At 64.4% G+C, this 24019-nt stretch carries 23 protein-coding genes; 12 read left to right on the top strand and 11 right to left on the bottom strand.

Going from position 1 to position 24019, the window contains the following annotated elements; genetic code table 11:
* Positions 1-14: 14 nt before the first annotated feature.
* From argJ to AC07OK_RS17935, 4 genes are read left to right on the top strand one after another with little or no spacing between them, the layout of a single operon-like run.
* On the top strand, positions 15-1253 hold the full coding sequence (gene argJ / locus AC07OK_RS17950; protein WP_494691578.1) for a bifunctional glutamate N-acetyltransferase/amino-acid acetyltransferase ArgJ: 1239 nt from the start codon (positions 15-17) through the stop codon (positions 1251-1253).
* 1 nt (position 1254) lies between these two features.
* Positions 1255-2127, top strand: a complete 873-nt coding sequence (locus AC07OK_RS17945) for an ATP-binding protein (protein ID WP_492926838.1) — start codon at positions 1255-1257, stop codon at positions 2125-2127.
* Positions 2124-2528, top strand: a complete 405-nt coding sequence (locus tag AC07OK_RS17940; RefSeq protein ID WP_494691577.1) for an NUDIX domain-containing protein — start codon at positions 2124-2126, stop codon at positions 2526-2528. The genes AC07OK_RS17945 and AC07OK_RS17940 overlap by 4 nt, the downstream gene beginning before the upstream one ends.
* The gene (locus AC07OK_RS17935; RefSeq protein ID WP_494691576.1) at positions 2528-2968 is read left to right on the top strand and encodes an anti-sigma factor; all 441 of its coding nucleotides are present in this window, start codon (positions 2528-2530) and stop codon (positions 2966-2968) included. The genes AC07OK_RS17940 and AC07OK_RS17935 overlap by 1 nt, the downstream gene beginning before the upstream one ends.
* A 4-nt stretch (positions 2969-2972) precedes the next feature.
* On the opposite strand, the gene yacG is transcribed toward AC07OK_RS17935, so the two are convergent.
* The 4 genes from yacG to AC07OK_RS17915 all read right to left on the bottom strand — a co-directional run bounded on the left by yacG (position 2973) and on the right by AC07OK_RS17915 (position 5498).
* Positions 2973-3146 (bottom strand): DNA gyrase inhibitor YacG, encoded by a 174-nt coding sequence (gene yacG, locus AC07OK_RS17930; RefSeq protein ID WP_071658846.1) that lies wholly within the window; start codon positions 3144-3146, stop codon positions 2973-2975.
* A 9-nt stretch (positions 3147-3155) separates the two neighbouring features.
* Complete coding sequence (gene zapD / locus AC07OK_RS17925) at positions 3156-3911, bottom strand: cell division protein ZapD (protein WP_494691575.1); 756 nt, start codon at positions 3909-3911, stop codon at positions 3156-3158.
* Positions 3912-3976: 65 nt separating this feature from the next.
* Positions 3977-4615: a dephospho-CoA kinase gene (coaE, locus tag AC07OK_RS17920; protein ID WP_494691574.1), complete on the bottom strand. Its 639-nt coding sequence runs from the start codon at positions 4613-4615 to the stop codon at positions 3977-3979.
* Positions 4616-4622: 7 nt separating this feature from the next.
* On the bottom strand, positions 4623-5498 hold the full coding sequence (locus AC07OK_RS17915) for a prepilin peptidase (RefSeq protein ID WP_494691573.1): 876 nt from the start codon (positions 5496-5498) through the stop codon (positions 4623-4625).
* Positions 5499-5672: 174 nt separating this feature from the next.
* Here AC07OK_RS17915 and AC07OK_RS17910 point away from each other — a divergent pair, with 174 nt between their 5' ends.
* Together AC07OK_RS17910 and AC07OK_RS17905 are read left to right on the top strand one after the other, a co-directional pair.
* A complete protein-coding gene (locus AC07OK_RS17910) occupies positions 5673-5948 on the top strand; it encodes a hypothetical protein (protein ID WP_494691572.1) in 276 nt (91 codons plus the stop codon).
* A gap of 142 nt (positions 5949-6090) precedes the next feature.
* Positions 6091-7611, top strand: coding sequence for a phosphoethanolamine transferase (locus AC07OK_RS17905; RefSeq protein ID WP_494691571.1), 1521 nt, complete (start codon positions 6091-6093; stop codon positions 7609-7611).
* 12 nt (positions 7612-7623) lie between these two features.
* On the opposite strand, the gene AC07OK_RS17900 is transcribed toward AC07OK_RS17905, so the two are convergent.
* From AC07OK_RS17900 to uraH, 7 genes are all read right to left on the bottom strand, one after another.
* A complete protein-coding gene (locus AC07OK_RS17900; protein WP_492926847.1) occupies positions 7624-8847 on the bottom strand; it encodes a type II secretion system F family protein in 1224 nt (407 codons plus the stop codon).
* Positions 8848-8857: 10 nt separating this feature from the next.
* A complete protein-coding gene (pilB, locus tag AC07OK_RS17895; protein WP_494691570.1) occupies positions 8858-10591 on the bottom strand; it encodes a type IV-A pilus assembly ATPase PilB in 1734 nt (577 codons plus the stop codon).
* A gap of 134 nt (positions 10592-10725) precedes the next feature.
* Positions 10726-12015, bottom strand: coding sequence for an HlyC/CorC family transporter (locus AC07OK_RS17890; RefSeq protein ID WP_494691569.1), 1290 nt, complete (start codon positions 12013-12015; stop codon positions 10726-10728).
* Positions 12016-12155: 140 nt separating this feature from the next.
* On the bottom strand, positions 12156-12452 hold the full coding sequence (locus AC07OK_RS17885; RefSeq protein ID WP_494691568.1) for a type II toxin-antitoxin system RelE family toxin: 297 nt from the start codon (positions 12450-12452) through the stop codon (positions 12156-12158).
* The gene (locus AC07OK_RS17880) at positions 12449-12703 is read right to left on the bottom strand and encodes a type II toxin-antitoxin system Phd/YefM family antitoxin (protein WP_494691567.1); all 255 of its coding nucleotides are present in this window, start codon (positions 12701-12703) and stop codon (positions 12449-12451) included. The genes AC07OK_RS17885 and AC07OK_RS17880 overlap by 4 nt, the downstream gene beginning before the upstream one ends.
* A gap of 102 nt (positions 12704-12805) precedes the next feature.
* Positions 12806-14311 (bottom strand): tetratricopeptide repeat protein, encoded by a 1506-nt coding sequence (locus AC07OK_RS17875; RefSeq protein WP_494691566.1) that lies wholly within the window; start codon positions 14309-14311, stop codon positions 12806-12808.
* A 56-nt stretch (positions 14312-14367) separates the two neighbouring features.
* A complete protein-coding gene (gene uraH / locus AC07OK_RS17870; protein ID WP_332851375.1) occupies positions 14368-14721 on the bottom strand; it encodes a hydroxyisourate hydrolase in 354 nt (117 codons plus the stop codon).
* 114 nt (positions 14722-14835) lie between these two features.
* On the opposite strand from uraH, the gene puuE reads away from it, so the two are divergent.
* The 6 genes from puuE to AC07OK_RS17840 are packed head-to-tail and all read left to right on the top strand — an operon-like array spanning position 14836 to position 23533.
* The gene (gene puuE / locus AC07OK_RS17865) at positions 14836-15789 is read left to right on the top strand and encodes an allantoinase PuuE (protein ID WP_494691565.1); all 954 of its coding nucleotides are present in this window, start codon (positions 14836-14838) and stop codon (positions 15787-15789) included.
* Positions 15790-15796: 7 nt separating this feature from the next.
* The gene (xdhA, locus tag AC07OK_RS17860; RefSeq protein WP_494691564.1) at positions 15797-17266 is read left to right on the top strand and encodes a xanthine dehydrogenase small subunit; all 1470 of its coding nucleotides are present in this window, start codon (positions 15797-15799) and stop codon (positions 17264-17266) included.
* A gap of 11 nt (positions 17267-17277) precedes the next feature.
* The gene (gene xdhB, locus AC07OK_RS17855) at positions 17278-19611 is read left to right on the top strand and encodes a xanthine dehydrogenase molybdopterin binding subunit (protein WP_494691563.1); all 2334 of its coding nucleotides are present in this window, start codon (positions 17278-17280) and stop codon (positions 19609-19611) included.
* Positions 19612-19621: 10 nt separating this feature from the next.
* On the top strand, positions 19622-20704 hold the full coding sequence (gene xdhC / locus AC07OK_RS17850) for a xanthine dehydrogenase accessory protein XdhC (protein ID WP_494691562.1): 1083 nt from the start codon (positions 19622-19624) through the stop codon (positions 20702-20704).
* Between the two features lie 28 nt (positions 20705-20732).
* Positions 20733-22040 carry a guanine deaminase gene (gene guaD / locus AC07OK_RS17845; RefSeq protein ID WP_494691561.1) on the top strand — a complete coding sequence of 436 codons (1308 nt, stop codon included), beginning with the start codon at positions 20733-20735 and terminating at the stop codon, positions 22038-22040.
* Positions 22041-22057: 17 nt separating this feature from the next.
* Positions 22058-23533: an adenosine deaminase family protein gene (locus tag AC07OK_RS17840; RefSeq protein WP_494691560.1), complete on the top strand. Its 1476-nt coding sequence runs from the start codon at positions 22058-22060 to the stop codon at positions 23531-23533.
* Positions 23534-24019: the final 486 nt, after the last annotated feature.

The raw sequence follows: 24019 nt of genomic DNA, 5'->3' as shown, positions 1-24019 counted from the left end.
ACGAGAACACACATATGGCCGTCAATTCCCCTCTGCCCGTCGCCTCCGCACTGAAGCCTGTCGCCGGCATCGAAATCGGTTTTGCCGAAGCCGGCATCAAGAAGCCGAACCGCAAGGACGTGCTGGTGATGAAAGTGGCGCCTACCGCCACCGTGTCCGGCGTGTTCACGCTGAACCGCTTCTGCGCCGCGCCGGTGCAGATCGCCAAGGCCCACCTGGCGGCCGCCAAGGAAAGCGGCAAGCCGATCGCCGCGCTGCTGATCAACACCGGCAACGCCAACGCCGGCACCGGCGAACTGGGTCTGGCGCTGGCCAATGAAACCTGCGCCGCGCTGGCCGCGCAGCTGGGTTGCGAAGCGTCGCAGATCCTGCCGTTTTCCACCGGCGTGATCCTGGAGCCGCTGCCTGCCACCAAAGTGATCGCCGGCCTGCCGCAAGCGGTCGCCGGCCTGAAGGCCGACAACTGGTACAACGCCGCCGAAGCCATCATGACCACCGACACGCAGCCGAAAGCCGGTTCGCGCACCGTCACCATCGGCGGCCACACGGTCACCATGAGCGGCATCAGCAAGGGCGCCGGCATGATCAAGCCGAACATGGCGACCATGCTGGGCTACCTGGCGCTGGACGCCAAGGTGGCGCAGCCTGTCCTCGATGTGCTGGTCAAGCAGGTGGCCGACCAGTCGTTCAATTGCATCACCATCGACGGCGACACCTCGACCAACGATTCCTTCATGCTGATCGCCACCGGCGCCGGTTCGCTGGAAGTCAATTCGGTCGATACCCCGGAATACGCCGAACTGGCAGCCGCCGTGACCGAACTGTCGCTGTTCCTGGCGCAGGCCATCGTGCGTGACGGCGAGGGCGCGACCAAGTTCATCACCATCACCGTGGAAGACGGCGCCAGCGTCGAAGAGTGCCGCAAGATCGCCTACTCGATCGGCCACTCGCCGCTGGTCAAGACCGCGTTCTTCGCTTCCGACCCTAACCTGGGCCGCATCCTGGCCGCCATCGGCTACGCCGGCGTCGACGACCTCGATGTCAGCAAGCTCAATCTGTACCTGGACGACGTGTGGGTGGCCAAGAACGGCGGCCGCAATCCGGACTACAAGGAAGAAGACGGCCAGCGCGTGATGAAGCAGAGCGAGATCCTGGTGCGCGTCAAGCTGGCGCGCGGCGCGGCTGCGGCCACCGTCTACACCTGCGACCTGTCGCACGATTACGTGAGCATCAACGCCGACTACCGTTCCTAAGATGGCGACGCCTCTCGAACAATTCCTGGTGCGCGCCGAGGCCTTGCTGGCGCGCGTGGAGGCGGTGCTGCCGCAGGCGCCGCGTGAGCCGGACTGGAAGCTGGGCTTCGCTTTCCGCTGGCGCAAACGCAACGGCGGCGGCGCCAGCTACCTGCAAGCGGTGGCCCACGTGTCGCCGATCGCGCTGGACGACCTGCAGCACATCGGCCCGCAGAAAGAGCAGATCGAGCAGAACACCCGCCAGTTCGTACAGGGCAAGCCGGCCAACAACGTGTTGCTGACCGGCGCGCGCGGCACCGGCAAGTCTTCGCTGATCAAGGCCTGCCTGAACCAGTTTGGCAAGGACGGCCTGCGCCTGATCGAAGTCGACAAGGCCGACCTGGCCGAGCTGCCCGATATCGTCGACATCGTGGCGGGCCGGCCGGAACGCTTCATCGTCTTCTGCGACGACCTGTCGTTCGAGGAGGGCGAGAGCGGCTACAAGGCGCTGAAGGTGGCGCTGGACGGCAGCATCTCGGCGCAGTCGGACAATGTGCTGATCTACGCCACCTCCAACCGCCGCCACCTGATGCCGGAGCGTATGTCCGACAACATGAGCTACAAGCACGACGAGGATGGCGACCTGCATCCCGGCGAGACGGTGGAGGAGAAGATCTCGCTGTCAGAACGCTTCGGCCTGTGGCTGACGTTTTACCCATTCAAGCAGGACGACTACCTGGCCATCGTCGGCCACTGGCTGTCGTCGCTGGGCTGCAGCGAGGCGCAGATCGAAGCCTCGCGCGCCGACGCCCTGCGCTGGGCCTTGCAGCGCGGCTCGCGCTCGGGCCGCGTGGCCTGGCAGTTCGCCAAGGACTACGCCGGGAAGCTGGCATGAGCGGCGCCCGACCTGTGGACGTCGCCGTCGGCATCCTGATGAAGCCCAACGGCGACGTGCTGCTGGGCCAGCGCCCGGTGGGTAAGCCGTACGAAGGCTATTGGGAATTCCCCGGCGGTAAAGTCGATCCGGGCGAGACCGTGCTGCAGGCGCTCAAGCGCGAGTTCGTCGAGGAGCTGGGGCTGGTCATCAACAGCGCCGAGGAGTGGTGCGGCGTCGAGCACGTGTACGAGCACGCGCATGTGCGGCTGCATTTCTTCATCAGCCGCGACTGGAGCGGCGAGCCGCAAAGCCTGGAAGGCCAGGCCTTCGCCTGGCAGGGCGCGGTGGGCGTCGAGCCGCTGCTGCCGGCCACCATTCCGCTGCTGGAGTGGCTGGACATGGTCCGCTACGGATCGTGATGGAGCGCTGGTGGAATAGCGCGAGCGTCTGGCGCGGGCTGGCCGGCATCGCGCTGGCGGCCTGCGTGGCGCTGGGCGCGTTGCTGGTGCTGCGTCCGCCGCCGGGGCAGGTGTATATGGCGGTGTTGTCGGCGCCGCAGGACCGCAACGCCGGCTGGATCGCGTCGGTAAGCGTGGACCGCGAGCTGACGCTGACGCCGCTGCACGACACCGTCGTCGCCAACCGCAAGGCACTGCAATTATGGATATCCGCACCGGGCTGGATTGCGCCGGTGTCGCTCGGTTTGCTGGAGCAGGACCGCCAGCTGAAACTGTCGCTGGAGCAGCTGCCGCCGTTGAGCGCGGAGCCGTCGTTCGAAATCACGCTGGAGCCGCAAGGCGGTTCACCAGCGCCAAGCGGACCGGTGCTCTACACCGGCCAGGCCGTCAAGCCGAAATAAGGACTTACTCTTCGTCGTTGGGGTCGATCGGCGGTGCTGCCGGGATGGCGTATTTTTCCTCGGCCCAGGCGCCGAGATCGATTTGTTTGCAGCGTTCCGAGCAAAACGGACGGAATTTATTTTCTTCCTTCCACTCCACTTTGGCGGAGCAGGTAGGGCAGTCAACTACGGTGGCCATGATAATTCTTTAAAAGTTACAGAGGGTGAGCTCGAATGGTACATCATCTTCCAGCGGCTTGGGTTTCAGGTCGCCGCCCTGCGAGGTGAAACGCACCCACAACATATACTTGTTGGCCGAGATTTCCGGGATCGCGCCCAGCGATTCGTCCAGGGTCAGGCGCAGCATCTGGTAGACCTTGCCCTGCAACATCTGCTGATAACTGCCGGCCACGGCGATCATCTTGATCGGGCCGCCGGAATCGCGCAGCAGGCGCAGCACCAGCCCCAGCGCGTCGAACAGCGGCGCCAGCGGCGCGAACCAGGTGGCGATGTCGTTGAAGCGCTGCTCGGCCGGACGCTTCTGCCAGGCGTAGTAGGACGGCAGGTCGAACTCGCAGGCGCCGCCGGGAATGATGGTGCGGCCGCGGATGCTCATCAGCCATTCGTTGTCGCGCACGTTTTGGCCGGTCTTGCCCTGGGCCGCGACCAGCGCGCTGCTCACGCCGTCGAGCTCGGCCAGGATGGCGTCCAGCGTCTCCGCTTGCACATTGGGGTTCATGCGGTAACCCAGCAGCGATTGGCGCTGGCGTTCCAGTTCTTGCAACAGGTCGGATTTCAGGTCGGCGCGGCCGGCCACCTCCAGCATGTCGAAGATGGTCGCCAAGGCGACGTGGTGCTGCATAGGGTGTTCTTGATGCACAAAGAACTTGAATTTCTCGTACAGATCCTCTAATCGCAACAACGTGCGGATGCGCTCGTTGAAAGGATATTCGTAGACAATCAAAATAACATCCCTCAGTAGTTGGACTTGCGATTAATTCCCGTGATTTTGAAGCAAGCCAAGCAAAATTACAAACGTTGCGAAGGTATTGTCGCCGTTCTTTTCGAAAATGCCAGATATAAATCGTGAAGTCGGGCGATTTGAGGCGCCAGAGCCTCGATTCCGCCGCCGTTTTCAATAATGTCGTCCGCCGCGTCCAGCCTTTGCTGGCGGCTGGCCTGCGCCGCCATGATGGCGCGGACCTGGCTTTCCGGCAGATTGTTACGCGCCATCACGCGCGCAATTTGCACTTCCTCCGGACAGTCTACCGCGAGTACGCGCGTAACCCGCGCACGCCAAGTGCCCGATTCGACCAGCAGCGGCACGGCGAAGATCACATAGTCGCCGGTGGCGGCCTCGGCGGCGGCCAGCGCGGCGTCGCGGATGCGCGGATGCAGGATGGCTTCGAGGCGGGCCTTGGCGCCGGCGTCGGCAAACACCAGGCCGCGCATGCGGGCGCGGTCGAGCGCGCCGTTGGCGTCGGCGAACCCGGCGCCGAACTCGGCGACGATGGCCGGCATCGCCGCGCCGCCGGGCGCGGTCAGGCTGTGGGCGATCTGGTCGGTGTCGACCACGCTGGCGCCAAGCGCGGCGAACATATCGGCCACCGTGCTCTTGCCGCTGCCGATGCCGCCGGTCAGGCCGATGGAGAAGGGCAGTGTGCTCATCGTCCGCTTACAGGTAAGGATAGAAGCTGCGGGTGAATGCCATGATCGGTTCGCGGTACAGGAAGACGATCAGGCCGGCCGCCGCCAGGTAGGGGCCGAACGGGATCTGCAGATCGAAGCCGCGGCGGTTCACCACCATCAGCGCGATGCCGACCACCGAGCCCACCAGCGACGACATCAGCACGATGGCCGGCAGCGTCGCCCAGCCCATCCACGCGCCCAGCGCGGCCAGCAGCTTGAAGTCGCCATAGCCCATGCCGTCGCGGTGACGCACCAGTTTATACGCCCAATTGACGGACCACAGCGCCAGATAGCCGGCCGCCGCGCCGATGACGGCGTCGTGCAGCGTGGCGAAGGTGCCGTCGAGGTTCATCAGCAGGCCGGCCCAGATCAGCGGATAGGTCAGGTCGTCCGGCAGCAGCTGGGTGTCGAAATCGATGAAGGTCATGGCGATCAGCAGGTACAGGAACAGCAGGCCGGACAGGCCGGCCCAGCCGCTGCCGAAGTGCCACACCACCACCGCCGACAGCACGCCGGCCAGCGCTTCGATGGCCGGGTAGCGGGCCGAGATCGGCGCCTTGCAGCTGCTGCATTTGCCGCGCAGGACCAGGTAGCTGAGCACGGGGATATTCTCCAGCGCGGTGATCTGGTGCTGGCAGTGCGGGCAGGCCGAACGCGGCACCATCAGGTTGTAGCGCGTGGTGTGCGGCTCGTCCTTGCCGGCCTCGACGGCGCAATAGTTGTCCGATTCGCGCTGCATCATTTTCGGCAGGCGATGGATCACCACGTTCAGGAAGCTGCCGAACAGCAGGCCGAACAGGCCGGCGATCAGGCTGATGGCGAGCTCGCCAGCGGGGGCAAACAACAAGGTTGGTTCAGGCATAGGTCGGGCCGCGTGGGTAAAGACAGTGGCTCATATTAAAGCATTACGGCAACATTGCGGCACGGTTTTTCAACGCGCGCCGTCCGCCGCAAGCCCCTCCTTGGAGATATGGAAATGAAGTTGGAATTCAGGCAAGGTGGAGGGCCTGCCACCACGCGTTGTGGAGTCCGCTTTTTGTTCCCGCTTATCCTCCTGCTGTTGGGCGTGCTGCTGGCTTGCCTGTGCGCCGCCGCCCGCCGTCGTCGACGCCGGCTGGCCGAGCGCGAACGCGCCATGGCGGCCGTGCAGGATACGCTGCTGCAAGCCATGCAGGGCTTGATCCTGCGCTTTCAAAGCGTCAGCCATCGGTTGCCGCAGGGCAGCGCCGAGCGCGCCGCCATCGAAGCCATCCTCGACCAGGCCGACGAGGCGCTGGCCGAGGCGCGCGACCGCATGCTGGCGCTGCGCTGACTCCCTGAATGATTGTTGCTGGGAAAAGTTAACCCATGGAAACAATTCGACTATAATAACGGTCCGATGCCCACGCAGTAGCAGTGCCCCCTTCCGGTTGCCGCGACGATTGCAGGCTTAACCATTTCCTCTCCGATTGCCGATGCAGATTCCCCGCCTGGCGCGCAGCGCGCTGTACTATGCCGCTGCGCTTGTTCTGTCCTTCCTGTTTATCCGCGCCTTCGGCTATCACGCCAAAGCGAACAACGTCCTGAATATCTTCGGATTGCTGCTGCTGTTGCTGGGCAGCGGGATAGGCGCGCTGCGGATGGTGGCCTATGCCTTGCTGCTGGCGGCCGCCGTGTATATGCCGGTCGGCATGGTGTACGGCAAGCCTGATTTCCTGATCATCGCCTCGCTGCTGCAATCGAACCGCAGCGAATCGATCGAGTTCATCGGCCAGATGCCGATCGCGAACTTCCTGCTGGCGCTGACCTTCGCCGCCGCGGCCTGGGTCTTTGTGTTCCGGCTGAACCAGGAAGGCTGGCAAAAGCAGCGGCGGCTGGCCGGCGTGTTGATCGCCGTGCTGTCGCTGGCCGCGTGCGCCAAGTCGATGCAGTCGGCGGAGGGCCAGAAGGAAATCCTGGCGCTGGATTTGCCGCGCAGCGTAGCCCAGGCCATGCAGCAATATCACAAGGAACAGCAGGGCTTCCTCGCTGTCCAGGCGGCCAACCAGTGGCAGGTCCGGCACGTCGGCAGCCAGTACCGCAACTATGTGATCGTGGTCGGCGAGAGCGTGCGGCGCGACCATATGTCGCTGTACGGCTACCCGCAAAAGACCACGCCGTTCGCCGATCAGGCCAACGGCGTGTTCATCGACGGCTATGTCTCGCCCGCGCCCAACACCTTTGTCTCGGTGCCGCGCACGCTGGCCGAAGCGTCCGATACGGAAGTGGCGTATGGCAGGAACGTGGTGGCGCTGGCCAGGCAAGCCGGCTTCCGCACCTACTGGTTGTCGAACCAGGGCTATGTCGGCGAATACGACAGCCCGTCGTCGCGGCTGGCCGCCAGTGCCGACGTGGTCCATTTCACCAAGCTCGGTTCGAGCTTGTCCACGAATATCGACGACCGCGTGCTGCTGGCGCCGTTGGTGGCCGGGCTGCGCGACGGCCAGCGCGGCCCCCGTTTGTTTGTGCTGCATTTGATGGGCTCCCATCCGGCCTTCTGCGACCGGGTCCAGGGCGAGGAGCGGAATTTCACCGCGTCCAGCGCGGCCATGCGCTGCTACCTGGGCTCGATCCGGCACACGGACAGCCTGCTGGCCGACGCCTACCAGGCGCTGCGCGCGGCCGGACAGCCGTTCTCGATGATCTATCTGAGCGACCACGGCCTGCGCCACAAGGACCAGGGCACGGCCGATGCATCGCTGGTGCACGATGACCGCTACCGGCAAAACTATGCGGTGCCGTTCTTCATCCTGTCCAGCGACGCCACGGCGCACACCACGCTGCACAAGGAAATGAGCGGTGTCAATTTCGTCCGCGGCGCGGCGCAGTGGATGGGCATCCAGGCGGAAGGGCTGCCGCGCTACGAGTTCAAGGCGGGCGCGCCGGACGCGCCCATCCAGGTCTTCAACGGCAGCAGCTACCGGCCTTACGGCGGTTTGCAGGACGACCCGGCCTGAGCGGCCGGACCGTCAGACCACCGAACCGAGCTTGAAGATCGGCAGGTACATGGCCACCACCAGGCCGCCGATCAGCACGCCCAGGATCACCATGATGGCCGGTTCCATCAGGCTCGACAGCGCGCCGACGGCCTCGTCCACTTCCTCCTCGTAGAAGTCGGCCACCTTGCCCAGCATGGCGTCCAGCGAGCCGGACTCCTCGCCGATGGCGACCATCTGCGTCACCATGTTCGGGAACACGTCGGCGTTCTGCATCGCCACCGTCAGGCTGGTGCCGGTGCTGACCTCGTTCTGGATCTTGCGGGTGGCGTCCAGGTAGACCGCGTTGCCGGCCGCGCCGCCCACCGAATCGAGCGACTCCACCAGCGGCACGCCGGCGGCGAACATGGTGGCCAGGGTGCGGGTCCAGCGGGCGATGGTGGCCTTGCGGATGACGTCGCCGAACACCGGCAGGCGCAGCAGCAAGCGGTCCATGAAGCGCTGCATCTGCAGCGAGCGCTGCCACGCTCGGAAGAAGAAGTAGATGGCGCCGAAGATGCCGCCGAAGATCAGGTACCACCAGGCCACGAAGAACTCCGATATCGCCATCACGAACAGCGTCGGCGCCGGCAGGTTGGCGCCGAAGCTCGCGAACACTTCCTTGAACGCCGGCACCACCCAGATCATGATCACCGCCGTGACGATGAAGGCGATCGCCAGGATAGACACCGGATACATCAGCGCCGACTTGATCTTGGCCTTCATGGCCAGCGTCTTTTCCTTGTAGATCGCCAGCCGCGTCAGCAAATCCTCCAGGATGCCGGCCTGTTCGCCGGCGCCCACCAGGTTGCAGAACAGCGGGTCGAAGTACAGCGGGAACTTGCGGAACGCCTGGTTCAGGCTGGTGCCGGTCTCGATATCGGCGCGCAAGTCCATCACCAGCTTGGACACCGATGGATTGGAGTGGCCCTTGCCGACGATGTCGAACGATTGCAGCAGCGGCACGCCGGCCTTCATCATCGTCGCCAGCTGGCGCGTGAACAGCGAGATATCCTTGTCGGTGATTTTCTTGCCGCTGCGGTAGGCCTTCTTCTTGACCTTGGTGACCATGATGCCCTGGCGGCGCAGGGTGACGTTGACCACGGCCTCGCCGCCGGCGCGCAGCTCGCCGCGCACGGTCTTGCCGCTCTTGTCCTTGCCTTCCCAGGAGAAGATCGATTCCTTGACCTGGTGGCCCGCGTTGCCCGATGTCGCCATGGAGTTTGTCCTATTCGTTGGTACAGCCGAGCACTTCTTCGAGGCTGGTCAAGCCGTTCTTGACCTTCACCAGGCCGGAGCCGCGCAGCGATTTCACGCCTTCCGCCTCCGACTGGGCGGCGATCTGCATGGCGTTGCCGTTGGCCAGGATGATCGCTTCGATGGCGGGCGTGATCGGCATGATCTGGTAGATGCCGACCCGGCCCTTGTAGCCGCCGCCGTTGCAGCGCTCGCAGCCGACCGGGCCGTAGGGCTTCCAGCTGCCGTCCAGCTCATGCTGCTTGAAGCCGGCCTTGAGCAGCAGGTCGTTGGAGATGTCCACCGGCTGCTTGCAGGTGCACAGCCGGCGCGCCAGCCGCTGCGCGGTGATCAGGATCACCGACGAGGCGATGTTGAACGGCGCCACGCCCATGTTCATCAAGCGCGTCAAGGTCGACGGCGCGTCGTTGGTGTGCAGCGTGGAGAACACCATGTGGCCGGTCTGCGCCGCCTTGATGGCGATGTCGGCCGTCTCCAGGTCGCGGATCTCGCCGACCATGATGATGTCCGGGTCCTGGCGCAGGAAGGACTTGAGCGCCACCGGGAAGGTCAGGCCGGCCTTGTCGTTGACGTTGACCTGGTTCACGCCGGGCAGGTTGATCTCGGCCGGGTCCTCGGCGGTGGAGATGTTGATGCCCGGCTTGTTGATCACGTTCAGGCAGGTGTACAGCGACACCGTCTTGCCCGAGCCGGTCGGCCCCGTCACCAGCACCATGCCGTAGGGGCGCTGGATGGCGTCGAGCAGCAGTTCCTTCTGGTCCGGGTCGTAGCCCAGCGCGTCGATGCCCATCTGCGCCTGCGTGGCGTCCAAAATCCGCATCACGGTCTTCTCGCCGAACAAGGTCGGCAGGGTCGAGATGCGCAGGTCGATGGTCTTGGTCGGCGACACGATCAGGCGCATGCGGCCGTCCTGCGGGATGCGCTTTTCCGAGATGTCCAGCTTGGCCAGCACCTTGATGCGCGAGACCAGCTTTTCCTTGATCGAGATCGGCGGCTGGGCGTGTTCCATCAGCACGCCGTCGACGCGGAAGCGCACGCGGTAGAATTTTTCGAACGGTTCGAAGTGCAAGTCCGAGGCGCCCATGTGGACGGCGTCGAGCAGCATCTTGTTGAGGAAGCGCACCACCGGCGCATCCTCGACATCGTTGGCGCCGGCATCGGCGGCGGCGTCGGCGGCCGCCGCCTCTTCCTCGGCGAACTGGATGTCGGACTCGTCGCCGCCGAGCTCGCTGATGGCTTGCTCGCTGTCCTTGTTCAGGCGCGCCAGCAGTTGCAGCAGCGCGTCGTGGGCGACGATGATGGGTTCGACCGTGGACTCGGTCTGGAACTTGATCTGGTCCAGCGCCTGGATATTGGTCGGATCGGAAATCGCCACCGACATCTTGTTGCCGCGCTTGGCCAGCGCGATCACGCGCTGCGCCTGCATCAGCTTGTTGTCGATGATCTTGCCCGGCAGCGCCTCGATGTTGAGCGCCTGCACATCCATCAGCGGATAGGCGAAGGTTTCGGAGCAGAACATGGCCAGCGCGCGGGCGTCGATGGCGCCGCTGCCCAGCAGCACGTCTATGAAGGCGTGCTTGTCGGCGACGGCTTTTTTTTGCAGCATGTCGGCCTGGGCCGCGGAGAGGCGCCCGGCTTGCATCAATGCCCGAGCCAGCCCCGGCATCGGGGCGCCTGGCGCGGCGTTGGGTAGGACTGCTGCCATAGATGCGTCTGCTTGATGGTGAGGGCTGGATCACGGAATGATGCTCTCAGGCATCATATTTGTAAAGCCGTATGACGCCTCAAGGAAACGATTGTACTCCGCAGTGTTGCGTTTGCCGCATCCGATAGCGTGGATTAGTGAGCGCGTTTGCTCACCGGGCGTATCAATTTGACGACTTTGATGGCCTGGTCGTGCACTTGCACCACTTCGATGATGCAGTTGGCGACCTTGATGCTGATCGGCGCGTCTGGAATTTCTTGCAACAGTTCCAGCATCAGGCCGTTCAGCGTCTTGGGGCCGTCCAGCGGGAAGCTCAGGCCGAGGCGCTTGTTGATGTCGCGCAGCGCGGTCGCGCCTTCCAGCAGGCACTCGCCCTGCTCGGTCCAGCCGAAGGAATCGGCGCGGGCCGCGCCCGGCATCGATGTCGTAAATTCACCGATCATTTCCTCGATGATATCGTCCAGCGTGACCAGGCCCTGCACCTCGCCGTACTCGTCGACGATGATGCCGAGGCGTTCCTTGTTCTCCTGGAAGTACTGCAGCTGGGTGAAGACGCCGGTGTCCTGCGGGATGAAGTAGGGCGTACTCAGCAGTTCGCGGAAGTGCTCGACCGTCAGCTCGTCTTCCTGGTTCAGCAGGGCCACCGCCTTGCGCACGTGCAGGATGCCGATGATGCGGTTGATCTCGCCTTCGTAGACGGGCAGCTTGTTGTGGTAGCAGGTGGTCAGCTCGCGCTTGATCTCGTCGACCGTCAGCTCCAGGTTCAGCGCCTCGATCTGCGAGCGCGGCGTCATGATGTCCTCGACCGAGATGGTTTCCAGGTCGAACAGGTTGAGCAGGATGCTCTTGTGCTTTTGCGGGATGAAGTTGCCGCCCTCCAGTACGATCGAGCGCAGCTCCTCCGGCGACAGGCGCGCCTCGTGCGCGTGGGCGCCGGCCTTGATGCGGAACAGTTTGAGCACCAGCGTGACGAACAGGTTGACGAACCAGATCACCGGCTTGGCCAGGGTCATCAGCGGTTTCAGCACCATGCTGGTGGGCAGGGCGATGCGTTCCGGGAAGGTGGCGCCGATGACCTTGGGTGAAATCTCGGCGAACACGATCAGCAGGAAGGCCACCACGCCGGTGGAGATGGTGATGACGTTGTCGTCATGGCCGAAGGACTGGATGGCGATGGCCGTGACCAGCGCGGTGGCCATGGCGTTGATCAGCGTATTGGCGATCAGCACCAGCGACAGCAGCTTGTCGGTGCGGTCGAGCAGCCACAGGGTGGTGATGGCGGCGCGGCTGCCGCGCTTGGCCATATGGCGCAGGCGATAGCGGTTGGCCGCCATCAGCGCGGTTTCGGCCATGGCGAAGAAGGCCGAGCACAGTATCAGGAGGGCGAGCGCAAGAAGTTGCGCCCAAAACGGCACGGTATCCAAGGGTCACCGTAAAGAATCTTGCATGGGAAACTGGTCGGCCTGATCACTGCACCGGCCCAGACGGCATGGCCAAAAACGCGGCCACAGAGCTACGGATTCTAAGGCAAGCCCGGCTTACATGCAAGTTTGGCTATGTTGCCCTACCTGGATTTGCGAAGTTGGGCCAGGTCATATGCCTTGTTTTTGTCGCGCTTCGAAACGCTGAGAACGATGACCGTCACGATATTGTCCTGGACTTCGTAAACAAGGCGGTAGCCGGCCTCGCGAAGCTTGATCTTGTAGGTGTTTTGCATGCCGGCACCGGACAATCGGGCGGAAGGGACATGCGGTTCAACGAGGCGTCTGGCCAGCAGCTTTTTGAATTGCAGGCGTATGGAGTTGTCCAGCCTTTTCCATTCCTTCAAGGCTAGCTCGTTAAACTCCAGGCGGTAGGTCATAGTTCGTCGAGGGAGACTTTGACGGTCTTGCCGCCCCGGCGTTGCCTTGCCAATTCGGCCAATTCCAGATCCTCAAGCTTATCAATTAATGCCTCGAATGCCAGGGCTGGCACCAGGTAGGCGGTCGGCCGGTTATGGTTCAGGATCGCAATGGCCTCGTCGCCGGCCTCTTCAATGATGGTGCCAAGGTTGCGGCGCAGCTCAGTAATGCTGATAGTGCTTGTCGCATAAATGGGACTCGTTAAAGCCATGTGGCCTCCTGCGCAGAATGAATACGGAAAATGTACATTTATTTGTACATTTTCGTATGCAATTTTAGGCGGTGTCGCGGGCCTCGGCAAGCTGGATCGGTATCACCTTTTGACGAGCATCACGGCCAGGGCGGCGGTGGGGCTACCGTTCTCCTGGCGGGCTGTCAGCGCTTCGACCGATTTGAGGTGGAAGCCGGTGGCGGCGGCCAGGCGTTCGATGTAGGCTTGGGTGTGGGCGTAGCGGTTCGATGGCCGCAGCACGTAGTCGGCGCCGTCGCCCGCTTCGACCGTGAAGCAGAAGTGGCCGCCGTCGCGCAAGGCGCGCCGCACGCCCGCGAAGACCGGCGCCAGGTCGCCGATGTAGACGAAGACGTCGGCCGCCACCGCCAGGTCCCACGCGTCGCGCTGGTCGTCCAGGTAGCTCACCAGGTCGTCGCGGGACAGGCTGTCGTACAGATGGCGCTCGGCGGCCTTGTCCAGCATCTGCTGCGACAGGTCGACGCCCGCCAGGCTGCGCGAGTAGGCCTTCAGATATGGTCCGCACAGGCCGGTGCCGCAGCCCAGGTCCAGCGTATCGAGTTGATCGGCGCCGACAGTGCGGCGGATCAGCCCATCCAGATAGGACGGCGTCTGGTAGTCCAGCACTTCCACCAGATGCTGGTCGAAGTGGTTGGCGTACTGGTCGAACAGCGAGCGCACGTAGTCGGCCGGCAGCACGGCGGGCGTGTCGCCCACGCCCAGCGAGGCCAGCGCAAAGGCGATGGTTTCGGGATGGTCGCCATGCGCCAGCGCGGCGCGGTAGGCGGCGACGGCCTCGTCCTTGCGCTGCATCGAGCGCAGCGTGTTGCCGCGCGCGTAGTGGGCCAGCGCATAGTCCGGCTTGAGCGCCAGCGCCTGGTCGTAGCTGTCCAGCGCGGCGTCGAAGATGCCCAGCCGCTGCAGGGCCGCGCCCTGGCCGTTGTAGGCCTCGGCCCATTGCGGCCGCAGATGGATGGCGCGGTCGAAGCTTTCCACCGCCTCCGGCAGCAGGCGCAGGCAGTGCAGCGCGTTGCCGCGCGCGAACCAGGCCTCGGCGTTGCGGTCTTTAATATGCAGCGCGTCTTCCGCCGCGCCCAGCGCATCGAGGTAGCGGCCCTGGTCCTGCAGCGCGATGGCGCGGTTGCAGTGGGCTTCGGCGTAGGAAGGCTGGATCGCCAGCGCGCGCTGATAGCTCAGCAGCGCCTCATCTAGCCGCCCCAGCCGGCGCAAGGCGTTGCCGCGGTTGCTCCAGGCTATGGCGTAGTCGCCTTGCAGCGCGAGGGCGCGCTCGTGGCTGGCCAGCGCCTCGTCGGCGCGGCCGGCGTCCAGCAGCGCCACGCCCAGATTGCAGTGGGCCTTGGCTTGCGCGCCGTCGACCGCGATCGCTTGCGAGATCAGCGCGATGGCGGCCTGTGGGTCGCCTTGCTGGCGCGCGATCACGCCCAGCAGGTGCAGCGCGTCGAATTGGCGCGGGTCGAGTTCCAGCACCTGGCGGTACAAGGCCTGCGCCGGTTCCAGCCGGCCCTGCTGGTGCAGTGCCACGGCTTGTTGCAGAAAGGACGCAGTCAGCGCCGAATTAGTTCCAGTCATAGTGCCCGCATCTTAGCCGATGCGGCACCGGAGCGGCTGAAATCCTGCGAAGACGATCAGCTGCCGCGATAGGTCGAATACGCCCACGGCGAAACGACCAGCGGCACGTGGTAGTTCTGGTCGGCGCTGGCGATGCCGAAGGCCAGCGTCACCTCGTCGATAAAGCGCGGCTCCGGCAGGTCCACGCCCTGCGCCGCGAAGTAGGCGCCGGCGCCAAACACCAGCTCATACTTCCCTGGCTTCATGGTCGCGCCTTCCAGCAGCGGCACGGCGCAGCGGCCGTCGGCGTTGGTGACGTCGGTTTTCAGCAACTCGCGGCCCTGCGCCGTGACGGCGTACAAGGCCACCTTGACGCCGACGCCTGGTTTGCCGACGGTGATATCGAGAACGTGTGTACTAAGCTTGCCCATGGTAAGTCCTATATCGGTAGGTAATAAGTATCTATTGGACAAATCATATACCGATGCTGTTCTACGCATATATGATTGCAGATATATTCCTCATAGACTAACTAGCCTGCGCCCATGACTACCTACGACAACTACCCGCGCGACCTGATCGGTTACGGCCCGAAACCGCCTCACGCCCAGTGGCCCAACCGGGCCCGCGTCGCCCTGCAATTCGTCCTCAACTACGAAGAGGGGGGCGAGAACAACGTGCTGCACGGCGATGCCGGATCGGAGACCTTCCTGTCCGAGATCATCGGCGCCGCCTCGTTCAGCAACCGCCACCTGAGCATGGAATCGATCTACGAGTACGGCTCGCGCGCCGGCTTGTGGCGCCTGTTGCGCATGTTCGAGGAACGCAAGCTGCCGTTGACGGTGTTCGGCGTGGCGATGGCGCTCAAGCGCAACCCGGAAGCGGTGTCCGCGTTCCAGGAGCTGGGCCACGAAATCGCCTGCCACGGCCTGCGCTGGATCTCCTATCAAAACATGGACGAAGCCACCGAGCGCGCCCACATGAAGGAAGCGGTGCAGATCATCCGCGAGCTGACCGGCAGCGCGCCGCAGGGCTGGTACACCGGCCGCGATTCGCCGCAGACCAAGCGCCTGGTGGTGGAGCACGGCGGCTTCCGCTACGACGCCGACAATTACAGCGACGACCTGCCATTCTGGCAAAACGTCGACTACACTGATGCGGAGGGCAAGGCCGCCGTCGCGCCGCAGCTGATCGTGCCGTACACGCTCGACACCAACGACATGCGCTTCGCCGCCGCGCAAGGCTTCAACTCCGGCACGCAGTTCTTCGACTACCTGAAGGACGCTTTCGACGTCCTCTACGCCGAGGGCGATCCGGACGGCCTGAATCAGCCGAAGATGTTGTCGATCGGCCTGCACTGCCGCATCGTCGGCCGCCCGGCGCGCGCCGCGGCGCTGGCGCGCTTCCTCGATTACGTGCAAAAGCACGATAATGTGTGGATCACCCGTCGCATCGATATCGCCGAACATTGGCGCAAAACCCATCCATTCGCAGCTTGAGGCCAGGATGTCAGAACCGATACGTTTTTACTACCGTGGCGCAGTCCAGGAAATCTCCGGCGCCGCACCGACGCGCACCGTGCTCCAGCACCTGCGCGAGGACCTGCATTGCACCGGCACCAAGGAAGGCTGCGCCGAGGGCGATTGCGGCGCTTGCACCGTGGTGGTCGGCAGCCTGAATGCCGCCGGCCAGCTGGAAATGAAAGCCGTGAACTCCTGCATCCAGTTCGCGCCCACGCTGGACGGCAAGGCGCTGTTCACCGTGGAAGACCTGCAGCAGCCGGACGGCGCGCTGCACCCGGTGCAGCAGGCGATGGTGGAATGCCACGGCTCGCAGTGCGGTTTCTGCACGCCGGGTTTTGTCATGTCGCTGTGGGGCATGTACCTGGACAAGGATGGCCAGCCCGCGCAGCGCAAGGAGATCGACGACTGCCTGTCCGGTAACCTGTGCCGCTGCACCGGCTACCGCCCGATCATCGAGGCCGCGCACCGCATGACCGAATTGCCGAAGGTCGGCTTCGACCGCGCAGCGTTGACGGAACAGCTGCGCGCCTTGCAGCGCAACGCCGGCGCCAGCTACAGCGCGCGCGGCCAGACCTTCCACGCGCCGCGCACCCTGGATGAACTGGTCGCCCTGCGCGCCGCACATCCGAAAGCCACGCTGCTGTCGGGTTCCACCGACGTCGGCCTGTGGGTGACCAAACAGATGCGCGAGCTGGGCGACATCATTTATCTCGGTCATGTCAGCGCGCTGCAAACCGTCAGCGAGGCGGACGGCATGCTGACCATCGGCGCCGGCGTATCGCTCAACGACGCTTACGAAGCCTTATGCCGCCTGTATCCGTCACAATTGGGCGAGATGTGGCAGCGCTTCGCATCGCTGCCGATCCGTAACGCCGGTACGCTGGGTGGCAACGTCGCCAACGGCTCGCCGATCGGCGATTCGATGCCGTGGATGATAGCCGTCGGCAGCGATGTGGTGCTGCGCGGCCCGGCCGGCGAGCGCGTCATGCCGCTGGAAGCGTTCTATCTCGACTATCAGAAAAAAGACATGCGGCCCGACGAATTCGTGGCCGCCGTGCGCGTGCCGCTGCCGCGCGCGGGCGTGCAGTTCCGCACCTACAAACTGGCCAAGCGCTTCGACCAGGATATCTCGGCCGTTTGCGCCGCGTTCGCGTTCAAGCTCGATGGCGACCATATCGTCGAGGCCCGCATCGCCTTCGGCGGCATGGCCGCCACGCCGCGCCGCGCCGCCCGCGCCGAAGCTGCGTTGACGGGCCTGAGCTGGAGCGAAGCCAACCTGCGCGTGGCGATGGACATGCTGGCGCAGGACTTCGCGCCGCTGTCGGACATGCGCGCCTCCAGCACCTACCGCATGCAGACGGCGCAGAACCTGTTGCGCCGCTTCTGGTTCGAAACCCGCGCCGACGCGCCCTTGGCGGCCGATGCCGTCAACGCCTTCGCCTGCCGCGCCTGAAAGGAGCCATCATGAATCAACCAGTCGCTCCCTCGCTGCTCGCCGCGCAAGCGTGGAAGGCGGTCGGCGTCGCCCGTCCGCACGAATCGGCCGAGCTGCACGTGCTCGGCCAAGCTACCTACACCGACGATATCCCCGAGCTGCAAGGCACGCTGCATGCGGCGCTGGGCCTGTCGTCCAAGGCCCATGCGCGCATCAATGCGATGGACCTGGCGCCGGTGCGCAATTCGCCCGGCGTGGTGGCGGTCTACACCGCCGAAGACATCGTCGGCACCAACGATTGCGGTCCGATCATCCATGACGATCCTATCCTGAGTGCGGGCGAGGTGATGTATGTCGGCCAGCCGATCTTCATCGTGGTCGCAGATACGCACGACAACGCGCGCCGCGCCGCGCGCCGCGCCGTGATTGGCTACGATGAGCTGCCGGCCATCTTCACGCCGCAGGAAGCCAAGGCTGCGCAGTCGTATGTGCTGCCGCCGATGCAGCTCAAGCGTGGCGATTACCAGGCCGCGTTCGAGCAGGCGCCCAACGTCGTCAAGGGCCAGCTGTTTGTCGGCGGCCAGGAGCAGTTCTACCTGGAAGGCCAGATCGCCTACGCCATCCCGAAGGAAGACCACGGCATGCTGGTGCAATGCTCGACGCAGCACCCGAGCGAGATGCAGCATGTGGTGGCGCATGCGCTGGGTGTGCATGCGCACAAGGTGCTGGTCGAGTGCCGCCGCATGGGCGGTGGTTTCGGCGGCAAGGAATCGCAATCGGCTTTGTGGGCGGCTTCGGCCAGCATCGCGGCGGCCAAGCTCCGTCGCCCGGTCAAGCTGCGCGCCGACCGTGACGACGACATGCTCGTCACCGGCAAGCGCCATTGCTTCTTCTACGAATACGAAGTCGGCTACGACGACAGCGGCAAGATCCTCGCCGCCAAGGTCGACATGACCTTGCGTTCCGGTTTCTCGGCGGACCTGTCCGGCCCCGTGGCCACGCGCGCGGTCTGCCACTTCGACAACACCTACTACCTGTCGGACGTGGATATCCGCGCCGGCTGCGGCAAGACCAACACCCAGTCGAATACCGCCTTCCGCGGCTTCGGCGGCCCGCAGGGCGCGATCGCCATCGAATACATCGTCGACGAAATCGCCCGCAACCTGGGACGCGACGCGCTGGATATCCGCCGCCTGAATTTCTACGGCAAGACCGAACGCAACGTCACGCCGTATGGCCAGGAGGTTGTCGACAACGTGATCGAGGCGCTGACGGCGGAGCTGGAACAGACCAGCGAATACCGCGCCCGCCGCGTCGCTGTCGAAGCCTACAACGCCACCAGTCCGGTGCTGAAGAAAGGCCTGGCGCTGACGCCGCTGAAGTTCGGCATCGCCTTCAATGTCACGCACCTGAACCAGGCTGGCGCGCTGGTGCACGTGTATGTGGACGGCTCGGTGCTGGTCAATCACGGCGGCACGGAGATGGGGCAGGGCATCAACACCAAGGTGATGCAGGTGGTGGCGCATGAACTGGGCCTCGACCTGGATCACGTGCGTGCCACCGCCACCGACACCAGCAAGGTTGCCAACACGTCGGCGACGGCCGCCTCCACCGGCGCGGACTTGAACGGCAAGGCGGCGCAGGATGCCGCGCGCATGATCCGTGAACGCCTTGCCGCCTTTGCCATCAAGCTGTATGGCGACGAGGACGGCGTGCCGGTGCAGTTCTTCAACAATGCCGTGCATGTGAACGGCCACGTGGTGCCGTTCGCGGAGCTGGTGCAGAAGGCCTATCTGGCGCGGGTGCAGCTGTGGTCCGACGGTTTCTACGCCACGCCTGGCCTGCACTGGGACCCGAAGACGATGAACGGTCATCCGTTCTCGTACTACGCCTACGGCGCCGCAGTGTCCGAAGTGGTGGTCGATACGCTCACCGGCGAATGGAAGCTGCTGCGCGCGGACGCCTTGTACGACGCCGGCCGTTCGCTCAATCCCGCCATCGACCTCGGTCAGGTGGAAGGCGCCTTCATACAGGGCATGGGTTGGTTGACCACCGAGCAGCTGTGGTGGAACCCGGCCGGCAAGCTGATGACGCACGCGCCTTCAACGTACAAGATCCCCGGCGTGTCCGACTGCCCGGAGGACTTCCGCGTGCGGCTGTTCGACAACGGCAACGTCGAGGACAGCATCCACCGCTCCAAGGCCGTTGGCGAGCCGCCGTTGCTGCTGCCGTTCTCGGTGTTCTTCGCGATCCGCGATGCGATTTCCGCTGTCGGTGGACACTGCGTCAATCCGCCGCTGAACGCTCCGGCGACCAGCGAGGAGATCCTGCGCGCTGTGGCTGCGGTCGAATTCGCGGCCTGAGGATATCGATATGAACGAGTGGCTGACAACTGTGATGGCGGAACCGGCTGTGCTGGTGACGGTGGCGATCGTCGAGGGCTCCGGCCCGCGCGAACCCGGCGCCCGCATGCTGGTCACGGCCGGCGGCCAGGTCGATACCATCGGCGGCGGTCATCTGGAGATGTGCGCGGTCGATGTCGGCCGCAGCATGTTGAAAAGCGCGGCCAAGGCAGGCGAGGTCGTGCACGCTCGGCTCGAACGCTACGCATTGGGCCCGACGCTGGGCCAGTGTTGCGGCGGTGTCGTGCACCTTGCGTTTGAACTGATCGATCCCGCGCTGGCCGACGTCATGGCCAGCCTGCGCCAGCGCTGGCGCGAAGACAGCTGGCGTATCAGTGCCATCGACGGCACGCCGGTTTCGCTACTGCTGGACGCCGATGGCGCGGTCGTCGCCGGCGCGGGCGATGCCTCAGCAGCCGCCTTCGGCCCGGCGTTCCCCGCCATCGACCACCAGCGCGGCACCCACATCCTGCGCGACACCGCCGGCCGCCGCTGGCTGGCCGATCCCTGCCTCGCTCCGCGCGCGCATCTGCTGCTGTTCGGCGCCGGCCATGTCGGCGCGGCCATCGTCCGCATGCTGGGCGAGCTGCCGTGCACCGTCACATGGATCGACGAGCGCGAGGACATGTTCCCGTCCACGATACCGGCCAACGTCACCGTCGAAGCCACCGACGCGCCGGAAGCGCTGGTGGCCGCCGCCCCCGCCGGCGCCAGCTATCTGGTGATGACCCACAGCCACGCGCTGGACCAAGCGCTCAGTGTAGCGATCCTGTCCCGCGCCGACGTCGGCTGGTTCGGCCTGATCGGCTCCAAGACCAAGCGCGTGCAGTTCGAGCGCCGCATGGCCGCGCGCGGCCTGCCGGAAGAACGCATCGCCGCCATGGTCTGCCCGATCGGCATCGCCGGCATCACCAACAAGCTGCCCGCCGCGATCGCCGCCTCCGTCTGCGCGCAATTGCTGATGGTGTGGGAGGCGCAGCAAATCGCCACCATCGAAAACGCCGCCGCGTCTGTCACCACAACCGCGCCAGTGCGTCTGGTCGCTTCGCGCTAGAATCAGCATTCCTCTTGGGGACATCGCCATGCCTAACAACTTGCAAGCCTACCGCGGAAGCTTGCTGCACTTTGTCGCCGATCCGGCGTTCAGCGCGAAGTCTCACGTGTGGCATGAAGATGGCCTGCTGATTGTCGCCGGCGGCAAGGTGCAGGCGGCCGGCGACTATGCCGCGCTGCGCGCCACGCTGCCGCCCGGCGCCGAGCTGCACGACTACAGCGGCAAGCTGCTGATGCCCGGCTTTATCGACACCCACGTCCACTATCCGCAGACCGACATGATCGCCTCGCCGTCGGAGGGCCTGCTGCCCTGGCTGGAAACCTACACCTTCCCGACCGAGCGCCAGTTCGAAGACCCGGCCCACGCCGCCGGCGTGGCCGACTTCTTCCTCGACGAGCTGCTACGCTGCGGCACCACCACCGCCATGGTCTACTGCACCGTGCATCCGCAATCGGTGGACGCCTTCTTCGCGGCCAGCGAACAGCGCGGCCTGCGCATGGTGGCGGGGAAGGTGATGATGGACCGGAACTGCCCCGAGTTCCTGCGCGATACTGCCGAATCGAGCGCCCGCGACACCGAGGCGCTGATCCGGCGCTGGCACAAGCGCGGCCGCGCGCTGTACGCGATCACGCCGCGCTTCGCGCCCACCTCCACCGAAGAACAGCTGCGACTGGCGGGCGAACTGGCGCGCGCCTACCCCGACACCTACATCCAGACCCACGTCTCCGAAAACGAGGCCGAATGCGCGTGGGTGCGCGAGCTGTTCCCGGCCTCGCGCAGCTACATCGACGTCTACGACAGCTACGGCATGCTGCGCCCGCGCGCCATGTACGGTCACTGCATCTGGCTCAATGAGCAGGACCGCATCCGCATGGCGCAAACGCAGTCGGCCGCCGCCATCTGCCCGACCTCCAACCTGTTCCTCGGCAGCGGCCTGTTCGACTTCGAACGCGCCGACCAGGCGGGTGTGCTGCTGTCGCTGGCGACCGATGTGGGCGGCGGCACTTCGTTCTCGATGTTGCAAACGATGAATGAAGCCTATAAAGTAGCGCGACTGAAGGGCAGCTACCTGCCGGCCTTGCGGATGTTCTACCTGGCTACCCTGGGCGCCGCCCGCAGCATGCAGCTGGAAGGCACGATCGGCAATTTCGCCGCCGGCGCCGAGGCCGATTTCATCGTGCTCGATCCGCAAGCCACGCCGCTGCTGCAACGGCGCACCGCGCGCGGCGAGAGCCTGGAAGAACTGCTGTTCGCGCTGGCCCTGCTGGGCGACGACCGCGCGGTGGCGGCGACCTATTCGGCCGGCCGCCAGGTGCACGCCCGCGTAATGACTTAATTCATATTGGAAGACACATGCAAAAAAATATCGCCAGCCTGAAGGCCGCAGCCCTTGCCGCCGCCCTGTTCTGCGCCTTGCCGCACGGCGCGCAAGCGGCCAGCAACGAAGAGATCACCAAGCGCCAGTTCGCCGCGCTGGTCTCTGGCCCGGAGCCAAAGACGGCCGAGCTGACGATGTTCATGACCATGATGCCCAAGGGCGGCGACCTGCACCACCACTACTCGGGCGCGATCTACGCCGAGCAGTATCTGGAGTGGGTGGACAAGGAAGGCTACTGCGTCAACAAGGTCACCTACCAGATCGACACCAACCAGGCCGACACCAGCGCCGAGCAGGCCAAGCCGCTGGCCGACCGCGTCTGCCTGTCCGGCCAGGACGTGATGAACAATAACACCGTGCTGGCCAACCTGTTGCAGCGCTGGTCCGACAAGGACTTCACCAACCACGACGCGCTGCAATCGCCGCCGGACCGCCAGTTCTTCGACACCTTCGGCTACTTCAACGCGGTGGCCTCGACCAATGGGGCGGATGGCCTGCGGCGCCTGAAGCAGCGCGCCATCCAGGAAAACCTGGGTTACATCGAGACTATTTATGAAATCGCGCCGATGGCGCAAGACGCCGCGTTCGACCAGAAGGCCGCCGCCGGCGCCATCACCGACGCCGACCTGGCCGCCTACGCCGCCGCGCTGGACACCAACGGCGCATTCCAGGGCTGGATCGCCGCCTACCTGAAAAATGTCGACACCGCCGGCGCCGGCATCGACGACGCCAACTTCACGCTGCGCTACCAGCCGTTCGCGCTGCGCTTCCTGACGCCGTCGCAGGTGTTCTCGCAGATGGTGTCGAGCTTCAAGCTGGCCTTGTCGAATCCGAAGATCGTCGGCGTCAACATCGTCGGCCAGGAGAGCGTCTACGTCTCGATGCACGACTACGGGCTGCACATGCGGATGTATAAATTCCTGAAATCCAAACATCCGGGCGTGAAGCTGGCGTTGCATGCGGGGGAATTGGCGCTGGGCATGGTGCCGCCGGAAGGCCTGACCTTCCACATCAAGGACGCCATCGACGTCGCCGGCGCCAGCCGCATCGGCCACGGCATCGACATCGCCCACGAAACCGACGCGCTGGCGATCATGAAAAAAATGCACGACAAGCAGATCGCCGTCGAGGTCAACCTGACCAGCAACCAGTTCATCCTGGGCGTCAAGGGCGAGGCCCACCCGGTCACCCTGTACCGCAAATACGGCGTGCCGTTCGTGCTGTCGACCGACGATGCCGGCGTGTCGCGCAACAATCTGTCCGGCGAATACGTGCTGTACGCCGCGCGCTACAAGCCGGGCTACGCCGAGGTCAAGAAACTGTCATATGACAGCATCCGCTATTCCTTCCTGGCTGACGCCGATAAACAACGCTTAGTGCAGGCATTGGACGGCAAGTTCGCCAAATTCGAAGCGGCCATCGCCGCCTCGCAGGCGGGCGCCGCGCGCTAAGCGGAGCCCGCGCCGGGCGCTTGTGGCGTTCAGCCCACAGGCGCCCGGCTTTGTTACAAAAAAAACCTCCCCCCGGCAGCGGCATTCGTCCCTTGTCATAAATTCCACGGACGCCCAATTATGTGGCGACCAAGCTACAGAAATTAGTGGGCCTCCTCGGGCTTTCTGTCATTTTGGCAATGAAAAGATTTCATTCAGCAGGGGCTGACTTATAATTCCGGCCTATCGCCTTTATTGACCGTCTGCAACGTTGGCGCCGAACACGATTCCACCTATTTATATATATAACGTCTAAATTCATAAATTAAATCGTATTTGTCAGACAATTTTCCTTAATGCATAGTTGGATGAAATGATCCAAAAAAGCAAGATTATTGCTTTTCTCAAAGTTCAACCATCAGGTAGCAAAGCAGGCGGACGGGGCGCTCACCGCGCCCGTGCAGATGTCACAAAGTTGTCATAAGCACGTCATGGCCCTGACATATT

This window comes from Duganella sp. GW821-FHT07G03, from assembly GCF_059418605.1.
Note: the sequence above shows the minus strand (reverse complement) of the source record. Positions and strands in the feature narration are given on the sequence as shown.

What these genes read in the sequence shown, in the direction of transcription:
- argJ (WP_494691578.1), top strand. Translation starts at nt 15, where the DNA reads ATGGCCGTCAATTCCCCTCTGCCCGTCGCCTCCGCACTGAAGCCTGTC.
- AC07OK_RS17945 (WP_492926838.1), top strand. Translation starts at nt 1,255, where the DNA reads ATGGCGACGCCTCTCGAACAATTCCTGGTGCGCGCCGAGGCCTTGCTG.
- AC07OK_RS17940 (WP_494691577.1), top strand. Translation starts at nt 2,124, where the DNA reads ATGAGCGGCGCCCGACCTGTGGACGTCGCCGTCGGCATCCTGATGAAG.
- AC07OK_RS17935 (WP_494691576.1), top strand. Translation starts at nt 2,528, where the DNA reads ATGGAGCGCTGGTGGAATAGCGCGAGCGTCTGGCGCGGGCTGGCCGGC.
- yacG (WP_071658846.1), bottom strand. Translation starts at nt 3,146, where the DNA reads ATGGCCACCGTAGTTGACTGCCCTACCTGCTCCGCCAAAGTGGAGTGG.
- coaE (WP_494691574.1), bottom strand. Translation starts at nt 4,615, where the DNA reads ATGAGCACACTGCCCTTCTCCATCGGCCTGACCGGCGGCATCGGCAGC.
- AC07OK_RS17915 (WP_494691573.1), bottom strand. Translation starts at nt 5,498, where the DNA reads ATGCCTGAACCAACCTTGTTGTTTGCCCCCGCTGGCGAGCTCGCCATC.
- AC07OK_RS17905 (WP_494691571.1), top strand. Translation starts at nt 6,091, where the DNA reads ATGCAGATTCCCCGCCTGGCGCGCAGCGCGCTGTACTATGCCGCTGCG.
- AC07OK_RS17900 (WP_492926847.1), bottom strand. Translation starts at nt 8,847, where the DNA reads ATGGCGACATCGGGCAACGCGGGCCACCAGGTCAAGGAATCGATCTTC.
- pilB (WP_494691570.1), bottom strand. Translation starts at nt 10,591, where the DNA reads ATGGCAGCAGTCCTACCCAACGCCGCGCCAGGCGCCCCGATGCCGGGG.
- AC07OK_RS17885 (WP_494691568.1), bottom strand. Translation starts at nt 12,452, where the DNA reads ATGACCTACCGCCTGGAGTTTAACGAGCTAGCCTTGAAGGAATGGAAA.
- AC07OK_RS17880 (WP_494691567.1), bottom strand. Translation starts at nt 12,703, where the DNA reads ATGGCTTTAACGAGTCCCATTTATGCGACAAGCACTATCAGCATTACT.
- AC07OK_RS17875 (WP_494691566.1), bottom strand. Translation starts at nt 14,311, where the DNA reads ATGACTGGAACTAATTCGGCGCTGACTGCGTCCTTTCTGCAACAAGCC.
- uraH (WP_332851375.1), bottom strand. Translation starts at nt 14,721, where the DNA reads ATGGGCAAGCTTAGTACACACGTTCTCGATATCACCGTCGGCAAACCA.
- puuE (WP_494691565.1), top strand. Translation starts at nt 14,836, where the DNA reads ATGACTACCTACGACAACTACCCGCGCGACCTGATCGGTTACGGCCCG.
- xdhA (WP_494691564.1), top strand. Translation starts at nt 15,797, where the DNA reads ATGTCAGAACCGATACGTTTTTACTACCGTGGCGCAGTCCAGGAAATC.
- xdhB (WP_494691563.1), top strand. Translation starts at nt 17,278, where the DNA reads ATGAATCAACCAGTCGCTCCCTCGCTGCTCGCCGCGCAAGCGTGGAAG.
- xdhC (WP_494691562.1), top strand. Translation starts at nt 19,622, where the DNA reads ATGAACGAGTGGCTGACAACTGTGATGGCGGAACCGGCTGTGCTGGTG.
- guaD (WP_494691561.1), top strand. Translation starts at nt 20,733, where the DNA reads ATGCCTAACAACTTGCAAGCCTACCGCGGAAGCTTGCTGCACTTTGTC.
- AC07OK_RS17840 (WP_494691560.1), top strand. Translation starts at nt 22,058, where the DNA reads ATGCAAAAAAATATCGCCAGCCTGAAGGCCGCAGCCCTTGCCGCCGCC.